General features: G+C 40.8%; 14 protein-coding genes. 10 read left to right on the top strand and 4 right to left on the bottom strand.

Features of this window, described 5'->3' with window-relative positions:
* Positions 1-114 precede the first annotated feature (114 nt).
* Positions 115-432: a hypothetical protein gene (locus B5D77_RS18575; protein ID WP_008203728.1), complete on the bottom strand. Its 318-nt coding sequence runs from the start codon at positions 430-432 to the stop codon at positions 115-117.
* Positions 433-991: 559 nt separating this feature from the next.
* Entirely contained in the window at positions 992-1,552 is a 561-nt protein-coding gene (locus B5D77_RS18570; RefSeq protein ID WP_106909407.1) for a 5-formyltetrahydrofolate cyclo-ligase, read from the bottom strand.
* Positions 1,553-1,584: 32 nt separating this feature from the next.
* Here B5D77_RS18570 and grxC point away from each other — a divergent pair, with 32 nt between their 5' ends.
* Entirely contained in the window at positions 1,585-1,902 is a 318-nt protein-coding gene (grxC, locus tag B5D77_RS18565; protein WP_002751734.1) for a glutaredoxin 3, read from the top strand.
* The gene (tadA, locus tag B5D77_RS18560) at positions 1,887-2,381 is read left to right on the top strand and encodes a tRNA adenosine(34) deaminase TadA (RefSeq protein WP_106909406.1); all 495 of its coding nucleotides are present in this window, start codon (positions 1,887-1,889) and stop codon (positions 2,379-2,381) included. The genes grxC and tadA overlap by 16 nt, the downstream gene beginning before the upstream one ends.
* Before the next feature lie 95 nt (positions 2,382-2,476).
* Here tadA and B5D77_RS18555 read toward each other — a convergent pair whose 3' ends face one another.
* Positions 2,477-3,247: a segregation/condensation protein A gene (locus B5D77_RS18555; protein ID WP_106909405.1), complete on the bottom strand. Its 771-nt coding sequence runs from the start codon at positions 3,245-3,247 to the stop codon at positions 2,477-2,479.
* Positions 3,248-3,298: 51 nt separating this feature from the next.
* Between B5D77_RS18555 and pdxH the strand changes: the two genes are divergently transcribed.
* The 7 genes from pdxH (at position 3,299) to B5D77_RS18515 (ending at position 12,116) form a co-directional block, all read left to right on the top strand.
* Entirely contained in the window at positions 3,299-3,943 is a 645-nt protein-coding gene (gene pdxH, locus B5D77_RS18550) for a pyridoxamine 5'-phosphate oxidase (RefSeq protein ID WP_002787824.1), read from the top strand.
* Positions 3,944-4,173: 230 nt separating this feature from the next.
* Positions 4,174-4,476: a trypco2 family protein gene (locus B5D77_RS18545; protein WP_106909404.1), complete on the top strand. Its 303-nt coding sequence runs from the start codon at positions 4,174-4,176 to the stop codon at positions 4,474-4,476.
* A 118-nt stretch (positions 4,477-4,594) separates the two neighbouring features.
* Positions 4,595-6,703, top strand: a complete 2,109-nt coding sequence (locus tag B5D77_RS18540; protein ID WP_254052989.1) for an NB-ARC domain-containing protein — start codon at positions 4,595-4,597, stop codon at positions 6,701-6,703.
* A gap of 19 nt (positions 6,704-6,722) precedes the next feature.
* On the top strand, positions 6,723-8,132 hold the full coding sequence (locus B5D77_RS18535; protein ID WP_106909948.1) for an IS4 family transposase: 1,410 nt from the start codon (positions 6,723-6,725) through the stop codon (positions 8,130-8,132).
* 134 nt (positions 8,133-8,266) lie between these two features.
* Complete coding sequence (locus tag B5D77_RS18530; protein ID WP_216824526.1) at positions 8,267-9,478, top strand: hypothetical protein; 1,212 nt, start codon at positions 8,267-8,269, stop codon at positions 9,476-9,478.
* 250 nt (positions 9,479-9,728) lie between these two features.
* A complete protein-coding gene (locus B5D77_RS18525) occupies positions 9,729-11,387 on the top strand; it encodes an IS1634 family transposase (RefSeq protein WP_104395285.1) in 1,659 nt (552 codons plus the stop codon).
* 384 nt (positions 11,388-11,771) lie between these two features.
* Positions 11,772-12,116: a hypothetical protein gene (locus B5D77_RS18515; protein WP_106909403.1), complete on the top strand. Its 345-nt coding sequence runs from the start codon at positions 11,772-11,774 to the stop codon at positions 12,114-12,116.
* Positions 12,117-12,147: 31 nt separating this feature from the next.
* Here the strand turns inward: B5D77_RS18515 and B5D77_RS18510 are convergent.
* Positions 12,148-13,211, bottom strand: a protein-coding gene (locus B5D77_RS18510; protein ID WP_106908108.1) for an ISKra4 family transposase whose coding sequence is annotated in 2 segments (ribosomal slippage) — positions 12,148-13,055 and positions 13,055-13,211 — 1,065 coding nt in all. Because the reading frame shifts where the segments join, the coding sequence is not laid out codon by codon here.
* Between the two features lie 143 nt (positions 13,212-13,354).
* Here B5D77_RS18510 and B5D77_RS27410 point away from each other — a divergent pair.
* Positions 13,355-14,194 (top strand): apoptotic protease-activating factor, encoded by an 840-nt coding sequence (locus B5D77_RS27410; RefSeq protein ID WP_254052988.1) that lies wholly within the window; start codon positions 13,355-13,357, stop codon positions 14,192-14,194.
* The last annotated feature ends 62 nt before the right edge of the window (positions 14,195-14,256 follow it).

Raw genomic sequence — 14,256 nt, 5'->3', positions numbered from 1 at the left:
TACCCTGTTTCGTTGAACAGATCGATCGTACCTGTCCAGAAAAAAGCGGCAAAGGGGAAGACTTTCGGAAAAATCTCCCCCTTTTTGGGTTTTTACTTCTCAATTTTTGCTGGGTTAATATTCCACTTCCAATCGCGCTGCGGTGACAGCATCAAAAGCGAAAGCGAGAACTATAGGCATAGGACAAGCGAGGGTGATACAGAGAATTAAGGCTGTCACAGTCAATCCGATCGCCATTCCTAACCAAAGTTTTTCGGCAGGGGATAGACCTTTTTGGCGCTTAATTTTTTGTAACACTTTGGTGGGAATTGGTTCTGGCATCACGGCATTGGGAGGGAATGCCCAATAATTACTGTAGCGTTCGAGAAATAGCTCTGTCCAGCCGTTTTCTTGACACCATTCTTGAATCCATGGTTCGTGAAAGTGTTTCATTGCTTCCCTGTTGACTTTTTCCAGTGATTACTATAAACATCTCCTGATGTGAATTTCATCCTAGCAAAGCTATCTTAAGGGTCGATCGGATTCAATAAAACTTAATATATGAGTAGTCGGTGGGTAAAATGTATTCTAAGATACAGTGCCAGCGAACGACCAGAACGAACCACAAAGACACAAAGGACACAAAGATTGATCGCTCCCATATAAGTTAAACCGATCACACAAAAGGAAATAATTGTTAAGTAGCTGGTTATAATTAAATTAAAAATGGGTTTGAGGTTCGATCCCCCCTGCCCCCCTTGATAAGCTGTCCTTTAGTCACATCTTTCTTAACATTTCAAACCTTTGTAGCACAAGGCTTTCAAGACTCGGTTAACAATCTGTAATATTCCTTGTTGACACCCTTACTGACAAGGAAAAAACTGAAATCAAGTCAGGATAAGGGTTGGAGTGCTTACTGAAAAAATTGTTAAGAAAGATCCCTATAAGGGATAGCTTGATAAGGGGGGTGCCGATAGGCGGGGGGATCTGAAAGTTTTTAATACCTACCTACTTAAAAAATTTCGGTTCTCGATTCGGTACAGATTGCCTGTAATTTTTGGTCCCAAGTATCGACGGGAAGGGTATCGAGATAGGCAAAGTCAAAGACAATCCCGATCGAGGGGATAGCTTGCCATTCGGGGGAATGTAAGAGACGATCAAAATAACCTCCCCCGTAACCTAAGCGATAACCTTGGCGATCGCAAGCGACGGCGGGAATTAATAGTAAGTCCACTTCGGCTGGTAAAATGAGAGGAGCGATCGCTGTTGGTTCATAGATGCCATAACGATTTAATTCTAGGGGATCGTCGGCAGTCCAACAGTGCCAAGTCAGGCTATCTCCGTCACAACGAGGAAAACCCCAGCGATGGTGTTGGCAAAATAAGGAACTTAAATCCGGCTCTTGACGATAACTGAAGTAAGCGAGAATGGTTTTAGCGTGTTGAAAGAGGGGCAAAGATTGTAAATTTTTGCAAAGTTGCTGACTATTTTCTTGCCAAATATGCTTAGAAAGCGATCGTCTTTGGGCAATTAGTTGTTTGCGTAATCGGGCTTTTTTGGTAGCAGAATCCATAAAATAGAGATAAATATTTCTGTAGTCACAAGATGCTAAATCTATTTAACTCGCTTTTTGGGCGTTATAACGAGAATATCAAGGCCAATGTGGAAATTTACACTTGGGCAACTTGTCCCTACTGTATTCGGGCCAAATGGTTGCTGGGTTGGAAAGGGGTAAAATACACCGAATACAAGATTGATGGGGATGAAAGCGCTCGTCAAGCCATGGCCGAACGGTCCAACGGTAAACGCAGTGTACCACAGATTTTTATCAATAATGAACATATCGGTGGTTGTGATGATTTGTATGCTTTGGATGGTCAGAAAAAATTAGATAATTTACTGGCTAAATGTGGGACTATCTAAAGTCTATTGATGAAAAAGCCTATGAGAAACATCGGCAATGGATGCAGTTAGCTTTAAATTTAGCGGCAACTGCGGGGGATCGGGGTGATGTACCTGTGGGAGCGGTTATCGTGGATAAAGAGGGACATTTAATCGCTCAAGGGGCTAATTGCAAGGAAAAACACCATGATCCCACCGCTCACGCTGAAATTCTGGCGATTCGTGCCGCTAGTCAGGTTTTAGGCAATTGGCACTTAAATGATTGTACCCTCTACGTCACCCTCGAACCCTGTCCCATGTGTGCTGGGGCAATCATTCAGGCTAGATTAGGATTATTAGTGTACGGTGCTGACGATCCCAAAACAGGAGTTATCCGCACTGTGGCTAATTTTATTGATAGTCCTTTTTCTAACCATCGTTTACCGGTAATCGCGGGAATTTTAGCCAAGGAATCCGGGGAATTATTACAAACATGGTTTGAGAAAAAAAGAAATGTTTAAAGAAGTCAGGGAGATAGGAGTCAATAAGCTGTAATGCCTCTTAGCTTAAAACCCCACACCCGACACCGCACACCCTGCCTCTAGAAAAAACTTTTTCAGCAAACCCTAATCAAACAAATAGTTAAATCCTGATAAAAATCCTCCTGTTTTAACTCCACTTTTGATTGAGAAGCCAGTAAAAGTAAAGCCCAAAAAATCGCCACCTTTTCCTGTGTTGCCGAGTGACTAGAAGGCTTTTCCGCTTGCCATAAATCTAATAAATACTCAAACTCTATCTCATTTTTCTCTAATTGAAAAAACTTTCTCTGCAAAAAAAAGTCCAGTTCCGCTGCCAATTCCGTCAGGTTTTCTTGGTGGGCCAATTCCGTGATAATTTGTACCGCTTCCCGTCGGGATTGGGGCCGGGGTTTCGGGACAACTACAGGCAGTTTCGGTAAAGCTTCAATCTCTAGGGCAATCTGTTGTAATTGAGTGATTAACTCCTGCAAAGTTACCCGTCTTTTTCGCGGTGGTGGGGCGGCAGTACGACGGCGAATATGATTTTCTAGATAACGGGGTAAAGTTCTTAATTCCCGTTCTAACTCGCTAATTTCCTCATCAATCAGACTTTCTTCTTGCTGGTCCAAAGACAATCTTTCTAGGGTATCAGCCTTAAATAAAACTAACATGGAAGCCCATAAAAAAGCCTGTCCCGATTGGGGTAAATTAGCCTGGGCCATGGCTAAATCTAGATCATTTAATAACCCCAATTCTGCCAAAAAGCGATCGATCACATCGATAACCTGCACATCCCAGGGGTCAATTTCTCCCTGTTCCGCCATTTCTAAAAGAGAGGCGATCGCATCACTGGCCGAGGTGATAGTCATGATTGTAGAATCTTGTAGGATCTCAAAGGATAAAATTTAGCAAGCAAAACCATGGACATATCGATCGCTGACCTGCGCTTGGACTACAATCTCGAAGAATTGCTAGAGTCAGAAACATCTGCCGATCCTTTCATTGTATTTAAACAATGGCTAGAACGGGCGGTATCTTCGGGAAGATTGGAACCCAACGCTATGACTTTAGCCACTATTTCCCCGGAGGGTAAACCCCGGGCCCGCATGGTACTGTTAAAAGACTTCGATCCTCGCGGTTTTGTTCTCTTTACCAACTACCAAAGCGCCAAAGGACAGGAATTAATCGCCAATCCCAATGCAGCCCTAGTGTTTTGGTGGGGAGAATTGCAACGGCAAATTAGGATCGAGGGAACTGTAGAAAAAATCAGCGAGGAGGAATCGGATAATTACTTTTTTGTCCGTCCCTGGGAATCTCGTTTAGGGGCCTGGGCCTCCAATCAAAGTGAAGTGATTTCGGGGCGAGATATCCTCGAAAAACGCCTAGCAGAACTAAAAGAAGAATATGCGGGTCGTGAAGTTCCCCGTCCTCCTCATTGGGGCGGTTTTCGCCTAATTCCTAGTTTAATCGAGTTCTGGCAAGGTCGCCCCAGTCGTCTCCACGATCGTCTCTGTTATTATCGTCAAGAAGATGGCAGTTGGCAAAGGCAACGTTTAGCTCCTTAGTTTGATCTTGACACCTTGTATTGGCAAAATAGCTCGATACTAATTCAATTTGTCATTTTAGTCTTGAGATAATACTAGGTCGATTTCTTTTCCCAACCCGCGCTTACCTTAGCGATCGGGTTGGGCTATTATGTCATTTGAGAAAGGCAATCTCTCTGCCCTAAAGTTTCAGAAAAACGATAGAATTGAAAGGGTTTTTGTCTGCATCCTTCAAAAATAACTAGAGAATTATGGACATCAATAAAGTTGGACTTCGAGAAACCTTAGAAGCATTGCGGGTTGAACTGAGTAAATCTATTTTAGCCTCTGAGGGTGAGCAGATTCGCTTTGAAGTGGGTGAAATTGAATTAGAGTTTCAATTTGTGGTTGAGCAGTCGAAAGAAGGCAAAGGTGGGCTGAAATTTTGGGTAGTAGAAATGGGTGGGGGTGTCACCAATAAAGATACGATAACCCATAGAATTAAAATTCCCCTTAAACCCATTGGGAAAGATGGAGGACCTATCAAGACAGCAAGTGATGATATTCCCGATTAGAATTTTATACCCCTAGAAGCGCAATGTTTGCGCTCAAAGCAGTTAATTTGTAGGATGGGTTAGCGAAGCGTAACCCATCACCATCCCAGAAGAATAGGTTACATCAATCCGATAAGTTATGCCCCAATTCCAACCCGATCGCGCTTTAGAAATTGTTGCCCCTAAGTATGGCACTGCCTATCGAATTGGGGGACGTTTACTCTTGACTTGTCGGCATCTATTTGATAATAGTAACGACTGTAAGGTACGACTTAGATCAGCATCAAACTATTCTGATAAGCAAGATATAGACGCTAAAGTAATTTGGAAAGCTCCCGATAATATCGATATAGCTTTAGTTGAATTACCAGAAACTATCGAAACTTGTAATCCTGTAGTTTTTGGGGTGTTACCTGATGCTAATACCACAAAAAAAGTTAAATTTGACTGTTTGGGCTTTCCTTTATTTTTACGGTATGCTGAAGATGAGATAAAATACGCCACAGGGTTACATATTGAGGGAACTATTGATGTAGCTAATCGTGTTCCTCATCACCGTTTGTTATTAAATATTAAAGATAGTCAAGACATACAACCCACCGATGAACAATTAGAAAGATTAGCAGAAGATCAGTCACCTTGGCAAGGAACATCGGGATCAGCAATTGTTTGTTATGGGTTAGTGATTGGGGTACAATCTAAACAGCCAATTAGAGATCGTCCGGCATCTTTAGAAGCTGAATCTTTGGCCAGGGTTTATGATAATCCCGAATGGTGTGAGATATTAGAAAACCATGATATTGATCCTGAACCTAAACCCGTTATATCCGCTTCTTTAAAATCTTCTTCCTATCGCAATCAAGCTCCTCCTAAACCGAGTTATTTTGTCGAACGTCCAGAGGTTAGTATTGAGTTAAAAAAACTTTTATTGTCAGCAACAACGGAAAAAACTGGAACATTAGTTATTAGTGCGATTTATGGATTAGGAGGGATTGGTAAATCCACTTTAGCGGCGGCATTAGCACAAGAAAAAGAAGTCCAAGCTTTTTTTCCTGATGGCATTTTCTGGGCAACATTAGGACAACAACCAGATATTTTATCCTTTCTTCATGGCTGGATTCAAGCTTTAGGAGATTATGATTTTAAGCCGACGGGTATTGATGCGGCATCCTTACACTTGAGGACTTTATTGGCAGATAAAAAGGCTTTATTAGTGGTAGATGATCTCTGGAATGTAGAAGATATTGATCCTTTTAGAGTAGCAGTAAATCAATGTAAGTTATTAGTAACCACTAGGGAAGTTCCCGTTAAAGGGGCAATTCGTTATGATTTGGATGTGATGACGGAAACTCAATCTTTAGCCTTATTAACGGGTTATTTAAAGCATGAATTAAATTTAGCAGATCAGAAACAAGCCAAAATATTAGCCAAAATTGTCGGTTATTTACCCTTAGCATTGGAGTTAACGGCGGCACAAATTGAAGATGGGATTCCTTGGGCTGAATTAATCGAAGATTTACGAGCAGAAATCGCTCATTTAGAAATTTTAGATCGCTTGGAAGCTGGAGATACTGCCAATGAAGAAAAACGAAAACATTATAGTTTAATTGCTTGCTTTAATCTCAGTTTAAAGCGGTTAAATGGGCAAAGATTGAGACAATTTAGCTGGTTAGGGGTGTTACCCGATGATGTTACCATTACCGAAAAAATGGCGGCGACTTTATGGGATTGTCTGGTTAAAAAAGCGAGACAAACTTTAAGATATTTACGGAGTAAGGCTTTATTATTAACGGGGGTTTCTAGTGAACTATTAACGAGTTATCGGGTCCATGATTTGTTACATGATTTAGCCCGAAATCTGATCCTAGCGTCTCCTCATCCTGAAACGGATTATCAATTACCGGGGTTAGGTTTGTCGATTTCTGAAGCGCATGGGCAACTTTTACAACGGTATCAAAAACAGATTAAGAGATCCCCCCTAACCCCCCTTGAAAAGGGGGGAAAAGAGGTGGAAGTCCCCCTTGAAAAGGAGAGATCCCCCCTAACCCCCCTTGAAAAGGGGGGAAAAGAGGTGGAAGTCCCCCTTGAAAAGGAGAGATCCCCCCTAACCCCCCTTGAAAAGGGGGGAAAAGAGGTGGAAGTCCCCCTTATTAAGCTATCCATTAGTCAGATCTTTCTTAACAAAAAGAGAAGAAACTTAAAAAAAGGGGAAACGATTGATAGGTATAGTTTTGAAAGAAGGAATTAAGGTGGAGGTAAGCAAAAAAATGGAGAAATGGGCAGCCCAAGAATTACAGTATGCAGACCTAGGGGACACCAGAAGAAAGAAAAGGTTAATCAGTATCGTAGAAAACTTGGCCAGCCAACCTAGTACAAGTGTGCCACAAGCTTCGGGAAATCTAGCCGCCGCCAGTGCCACCTACGACTTTTGGAATTCCCCCTATTTTCACCCCTCAGATATAATTGCCGCCCAAGCTAAAAGTACAGTAGAAAGAATCAAAGAACATCCAATAGTTTTGGCAGTGCAAGACACAACAAGTTTAGACTTTACGACGCAAAAAGCCAAAAAAGGAATGGGTTATCTAGATTGTAAAACATCCTTTGGTCTCAAAGTTCATACCACCTTAGGAGTCTCAGCGCAAGGAGTACCTTTAGGACTGATTAATCAATATGTCTGGGCAAGAGAAGAAAAGAATTTAGGGATTGCCAAGCAAAGAAAAAAAAGAGAAACTCAAGAAAAAGAAAGTCAAAGATGGTTAGATTCTTTGTCAGAAACACAACAACAAATACCCGAAGAAATTCAAGTAGTAACAATCGGAGATTCTGAGGCAGACATATTTGATTTATTTGCCCAGTCAAGAAATCCTAACTCTCATTTATTAATTCGAGGAACTCATAACCGAAAAGTTAACTATCTCGAAGACAAGCAAAGGTCAGGGCATCCAGAGACTAAATATTTACATCAATCCATCAGAGAAATAAAAGCCTGTGGTAGCCTAGATGTGCAAGTAAAACGCAATCCTAATCACGAGGCTAGACTAGCTAAACTAACAGTTAGATTTGCCAGTTTTGAAATACAAGTACCTAAGCATCACTCGAAAGCGAACCCTCGTCAACCGGTCAAATTACAGGTAATTTTAGCTGAAGAAGAAAATCCGCGTCCTGGAGTTAATCCTATCAGTTGGCTCCTCTTAACTAGCCTAGACATTAGTAGCTTTGAATCAGCGATAACCTGTGTGCGCTGGTATAGTTATCGCTGGTTAATAGAACGCTATCATTTTGTTTTAAAAAGTGGTTGTGGATTAGAAAAACTGCAATTAGAAACGGGTCGGAGAATTGAGATGGCCTTAGCTACCTATTCAATTGTAGCTTGGAGATTACTTTGGTTAACCTATCAAGCACGCTTACACGGAGAGGAGAGTTGTGAAAGTTTTTTGGAAGAACATGAATGGCAATCTTTGTGTGCCACTATTCATAAAAAGAGTCCGCCACCTAAAAAGCCGCCCTCCTTTCGAGAAGCGGTCAGAATGATTGCTTCTCTTGGGGGGTTTTTAGGTAGAAAAGGTGACGGTGAACCAGGTGTTAAAACTATTTGGTTGGGACTGCGAAGGTTACATGATATCAGCGAGACTTGGAAACTGTCTCATCAAATTAGTTCCCCCATAGAACCCCCTTGAGCCATCTGGCACACTTTTCTCTTTTTGTCAAATTTTATGTTAAGAAAGATGTGACTAATGGATAGCTTATTAAGGGGGATTTAGGGGGATCAAACTGGCACAGTTTAGAGGATGATGGCTACATTTATAATCAATTGCTCTGGCATTTAGAAAAAGCGGGACAGATAGCCCAGATTCATCAATTACTGAGGGAAGAAACGGCAGAAGGTCATAATGGTTGGTATAGTCAGTGTGAAAGGGAAGGGAAAACAGCAGTTTTTATTAAGGATGTTTCCCGGGCGTGGCAATTGGCGGAGGAGCATTTTATTGAGAATCCCAGTGAGTCGATTGGGTTACAGGTTCGTTATACCTTAATAACTACTTCCCTCAATAGTTTGGCGGGCAATATTCCACCAGAATTAATTGCTTTACTGATTAAACATGAAATCTGGACACCTGCTCAGGGTTTGGCTTATGTACGGCAAAATCCAGATTCTGAGAAGCAAGCCGGAGGATTAACAGCAATTAGTCCCTATCTTACTCCTACTTTGTTACCCGAAGCCTTAGAAATTGCCAGAGGGATTGGGGATAAATCTGACCGTGCATGGGCATTGACTGAGTTAGTTCCTCATTTACCTGAAGTGTTACCCGAAGCCTTAGAAGTTGCCAGAGGGATAGGCAAGGAAACAGACCGTGCATGGGCATTGACAAGGTTCGTTTCCCGTTTACCTGAAGTGTTACCCGAAGCTTTAGCGGTTGCCAGAGGGATTGGGGATAAATCTGACCGTGCATGGGCATTGACTGAGTTAGTTCCTCATTTACCGGAAGTGTTACCCGAAGCCTTAGAAGTTGCCAGAGGGATAGGCAAGGAAACAGACCGTGCATGGGCATTGACAAGGTTCGTTTCCCGTTTACCTGAAGTGTTACCCGAAGCTTTAGCGGTTGCCAGAGGGATTGGGGATGAATTCGACCGTGCATCAGCATTGACAAGGTTCGTTTCCCGTTTACCGGAAGTGTTACCTGAAGCTTTAGCGGTTGCCAGAGGGATTGGGGATGAAGATAAACGTGCAAGGGCATTGACCGGGTTAGTTTCCCATTTACCGGAAGTGTTACCCGAAGCCTTAGAAGCTGCTAGAGGGATTGGGGATGAATACTATCGTGCATCAGCATTGACCAAGTTAGTTTCCCATTTGCCGGAAAGTTTGTTACCAGAAGCTTTAGCAATTGCCAGAGGGATTAGGGGTGAATACTATCGTGGATGGGCATTGACCGGGTTAGTTTCCCATTTACCGGAAGTGTTACCCGAAGCCTTAGAACCCACATTCCGCACCCTCAACTGTCACAGATCAAAAAAGCCATTAAAGTAGTACATAATAACTAAAATTAATTCAAAGGTTAAAAGGGTTAATGAGAATATATAGCATTAAAAGGGGTATGGAGCGAGAAAGAGAAAATTCAAGAGAAAAAAATAATTGTTCAGAAAACAAGAAATAATTGATTACAATAAGTAGTCGTGCAAAATTAATTTCCTAGTGAAGATAGGCAAGAGGCAAGAGCGGGGTTAGATATGTGTAATTAATTTTGCTTAGGTACTTAGAAGTAGTGGAGGAATCTGTTGTGAAATTAAAACCCCAAGAAATAGAAATTCAGAACATAGACCATCTAGGGATAGTGGCAGGAATAATAGACTCAATCGGAATAGTAGAAATAATAAACGAATTGATAGGAGTCGAAAAAGACGAAAAAGTAAATGCAGGTCAAGTAGTAAAAGCCATGATAATCAACGGGTTAGGATTTGTTTCCAAACCCTTATATATGTTTCCCGAATATTTTGAAACAATCGCCTGTGAACATCTAATAGGAACAGGAGTAAAACCAGAATATCTCAACGACGATAAATTGGGGAGAGTCATGGATAAACTATTTATAAAAGGATTAGATACAATATTTTTCATCATCGCAGTAAAAGCCGCCCAAAAATTTGGAGTATCACTATCAACATCACATCTAGACTCATCATCAATCCACGTACATGGGCAGTATAACACTAGCTTACCAGAAGTAATATTTGAGAATCAAAAAATAGGAAATAACCAAGAATTAGAAGAAATAGCAGTAAAATCACCAAAAGAAATAACCATCACTTATGGTTATTCTCGTGACCATCGGCCGGACTTAAAACAGTTCATCATAGAAATGATATGTTCAGGAGATGGAGACATCCCAATATTTTTGAAACTAGCATCAGGAAACCAAGCAGACTCATCATGTTTTGGTCAAATAGCAGTAGAATATCACAAACAATTAGAAGTTAATAGTCTCATGGTTGCTGACTCTGCCTTATATACAGAATCAAACCTGAAAATGATGTCAGATTTACAGTGGTTATGTCGAGTACCATTAAGCATAAAAGCAGCAAAATCATTAATATCAACAATACCAGAATCAGAATTTATTGATAGTACAATACCAGGATATAAATTAGTATCAAAAACCGAAAATTATGCAGGAATAGAACAAAGATGGTTAGTAGTACAAAGTCAAGAAAGAAGAGAATCAGACCTGCGTAAACTAACCCAAAAAATTACCAAAGCCGAATCAAAAGCGGTTCTTGATTTGAAAAAGTTATCACAAGAGAGATTTGCTTGTGAAGCAGATGCTATCAAGGCATTATCAAAATTATCAACCCAGTTCAAATATCACCAAATTAACGAAAGTAAGGTTACTCCAGCCAAATCTAATAAAAAAGATTCTCTAAATGAAATATCCTACCAAATATCAGCTACAGTCTGCCAGGATGAAAGTAAAATTAATACAGAATTGCTGAGTGCAGGATGTTTTATTATTGCTACGAATGTTTTAGATTCACAGGAACTTAGTGATGATTCTATGCTCAGGGAATATAAAGCTCAACAATCATGTGAACGGGGGTTTGGTTTTCTCAAAGACCCATTATTTTTTGCCGATAGTATTTTCCTTAAAAGTCCTGAGAGAATAGAGTCTATGGGAATGATTATGGGTTTATGTCTCTTGGTTTATACATTGGCTCAACGTCAAATTAGAAATGCTCTGAAAGAGTCTAAATCAACAATTAAAAATCAATTAGGTAAAGCAACTAATTCCCCTACTTTACGCTGGATTTTTCAATGCTTTCATTGTATTCATTTGATTACACTTAATCAGGAGGAACATATTTCTAATTGGAATAAGGACAGAGATTTTATCTTGCGTCTTTTACCAGATGATTGTTTACGTTACTATCAATTAGCCACCTAATTATTATCTCTATCAATTTAATTTCTATGAGTGAACATGAGCTAATATCTTTGATTTATAGCTCCACTTTACTATGTCTATAATTTAGTTTTTTACTTTAATTGATTAGTCTAAATTATGATTTATCTCTTGGATTTCTTCTTTTATTTATCTGTTGACTCCTCTAGGTGGTGTTAATTCTTATTGCTCCTTATTGAGAATAGGTTTTGATGCCATTTTTGGTGCTTTACTGTTTCTCAAATGCCTTTTTTCGCTCCTTATGTTTATTTTTATGCTCACTTTGATTTTTTCTCTCCGTAATTTCTCTCTGTGACAGCTTAGGGTGCGGAATGTGGGTTAGAAGCTGCTAGAGGGATTGGGGATGAATACTATCGTGCATCAGCATTGACCGAGTTAGTTTCCCATTTACCGGAAGTGTTACCCGAAGCTTTAGCAGTTGCCAGAGGGATTGGGGATGAATACTATCGTGCATCAGCATTGACCGAGTTAGTTTCCCATTTACCGGAAGTGTTACCAGAAGCTTTAGCAATTGCCAGAGGGATTAGGGATGAATCCGACCGTGCATCAGCATTGACCGAGTTAGTTTCCCATTTGCCGGAAAGTTTGTTACCAGAAGCTTTAGCAATTGCCAGAGGGATTAGGGATGAATCCGACCGTGCATCAGTATTGACCGAGTTAGTTTCCCATTTACCGGAAGTGTTACCCGGGAGCATCTCACCTTTGCAATAAGTAGAAATGCTTAATGAGATCAATAAAAAAGTTAAAAAAGGCAACCATTTAGATAAGCACAGCGATGACGAAGGACTTGCGGTACATTACAAGATTGCCAACTTGCACCAGTAATTTTAAGACGATGAGCAATTTGTTTAATTTTTGATTCGACGGAGCCAGAGCCAATGGAAATCCCCTCTGCCTGCAAATAACCATAATTGACAATTCGATGTTTATGCTTGTTTAAATAAGTAATAAAATTCTCAACTTGCGGCTCTGACCATCCTTCACAACAAGAGATAGCGGCGTCCACGTCCCCCTTCCATAGAAAACATTTTACCTCCTCAATTCGCTGGAATGACCCGCCAACTTTATAGAGGTTTTCGATTAAATGATACCAATCCAATATTTCAATTCTTTCCTGTTTCTCTCCGATCTCACGAAATAAATTCCAGATACCATCATGTCCATCTCCTAAACAAATTAAAGGCTTGGCCAAAACTTGAGAATTAACCAAATCTAATAAAGCTGAGTTATCTTGAAAAAAAGCCGCTACCCCCAGTTGATGAAAACTCACTGCTTTATAATCACGCCAAATTAAGGCTTTTCCCTTGGCAGTTCTTAGTCGTACCTTACCGCCATCTAGGCTCATTTCTTCCACTTCCACTTCTGGGTTAGACGGTAATTCTTCAAAAGCATATCGATGTACGAGGCGTTGTTGGGTACTGTGAGAAACAGCAATCCCTGTCAATGATTTGATTTTCTGCGCCGATTTTTCGTAGGATTCATCGCCACTTAATAGCAAACAGTTCTTCTCTAACATTGGACTCATCTGAGTCCGAGACTTTATTTCTAATTTTTTCGCTTGTTTTTCTGTAATTGGTAATTCCCCCAAAATACTTTTCACTTTTCTCGTCCGACCGGCAGTTTCTTCTGTGCTTGTTTTGACAAAAAAATACCGATTTCTGGGTTAACATAATGAATCATTAAATCTCTGACTGTCTCCTCTATCTCTCCCAAGTTATTAAATTTCTTAATTTGGGATTGCTCATAGAGACATTGCCCTAACTCTTGACATAACTCTTTAATTCTTTTTTCATTTTCTGATAACATTGAATTATTCCTCCCATCGAGAGCTATTCTGAATTGTAAGTTATAACTATTATAATCTCATTTCTCTTTGTGATCAAGTTGAAGATTTTCTAGTTTTTGACTGCTATAAGTATTAATACTCATTGCATAAGTGAGATGCTCCCGTGTTACCCGAAGCTTTAGAAGCTGCCAGAGGGATTGGGGATGAACAGGACCGTACAAGAGCATTGACAGAGTTAGCTCCCCATTTACCGGAAAGTTTGTTACCCGAAGCCTTAGAAGTTGCCAAAGAGATTAGGTCTGAATCCACCCGTGCATACGAATTGACCTTGTTAGCACCCCATTTACCAGAAAGTTTGTTACCCGAAGCCTTAGAAGTTGCCAAAGAGATTAGGTCTGAATCCACCCGTGCATGGGCATTGACCGAGTTAGTTTCCCATTTACCGGAAGTGTTACCGGAAGCTTTAGGAGTTGCCAGAGGGATTGGGGATGAAGATAAACGTGCATTGGCATTGACAAAATTAGCTCCCCATTTACCGGAAAGTTTGTTACCCGAAGCTTTAGCGGTTGCCAGAGGGATTAGGGATGAAGATAACCGTGCAAGAGCATTGACCAATTTAGTTCCCCATTTACCGGAAGTGTTACCCGAAGCTTTAGCGGTTGCCAGAGGGATTGGGGATGGAGATAGCCGTGCATTGGCATTGACCAGGTTAGCTCCCCATTTACCGGAAAGTTTGTTACCCGAAGCCTTAGAAGCGGCCAGAGGGATTGGGTCTGAATACCACCGTGCAGAGGCATTAAAAGCATTAACAGCCACCTTAACGCCTGCCAATGTTGACTTATCTTTCTGGGAAAATGCCCTTCATGCTTTGGGAACTCTCACTCGTTCTAATTTCCTCGAAACTATTCCCAACTTAGTCCCTTTAATCCTTCATTTTGGGGGAGAGGTCGCCTTAAGAGAAGTCCATCAAGGAATTAGGGATGTCAGTCGCTGGTGGAAGTGATTGCCCTGTCAATAATTGCTATAATAGCTAAAATGGTCATAATGGCTAGTTTCTATAAAGGT

It is taken from the genome of Microcystis sp. MC19, from assembly GCF_003019735.1.
GTDB lineage: Bacteria > Cyanobacteriota > Cyanobacteriia > Cyanobacteriales > Microcystaceae > Microcystis.
The sequence above is the reverse complement of the archived record's forward strand: the minus strand, read 5'-3'. Positions and strand labels throughout refer to the sequence as shown.

Excerpts from the sequence above, each read along its gene's own strand:
- B5D77_RS18575 (WP_008203728.1), bottom strand. The coding sequence starts at position 432 with ATGAAACACTTTCACGAACCATGGATTCAAGAATGGTGTCAAGAAAAC.
- B5D77_RS18570 (WP_106909407.1), bottom strand. The coding sequence starts at position 1,552 with ATGGATTCTGCTACCAAAAAAGCCCGATTACGCAAACAACTAATTGCC.
- grxC (WP_002751734.1), top strand. The coding sequence starts at position 1,585 with ATGCTAAATCTATTTAACTCGCTTTTTGGGCGTTATAACGAGAATATC.
- tadA (WP_106909406.1), top strand. The coding sequence starts at position 1,887 with ATGTGGGACTATCTAAAGTCTATTGATGAAAAAGCCTATGAGAAACAT.
- B5D77_RS18555 (WP_106909405.1), bottom strand. The coding sequence starts at position 3,247 with ATGACTATCACCTCGGCCAGTGATGCGATCGCCTCTCTTTTAGAAATG.
- pdxH (WP_002787824.1), top strand. The coding sequence starts at position 3,299 with ATGGACATATCGATCGCTGACCTGCGCTTGGACTACAATCTCGAAGAA.
- B5D77_RS18545 (WP_106909404.1), top strand. The coding sequence starts at position 4,174 with ATGGACATCAATAAAGTTGGACTTCGAGAAACCTTAGAAGCATTGCGG.
- B5D77_RS18540 (WP_254052989.1), top strand. The coding sequence starts at position 4,595 with ATGCCCCAATTCCAACCCGATCGCGCTTTAGAAATTGTTGCCCCTAAG.
- B5D77_RS18535 (WP_106909948.1), top strand. The coding sequence starts at position 6,723 with ATGGAGAAATGGGCAGCCCAAGAATTACAGTATGCAGACCTAGGGGAC.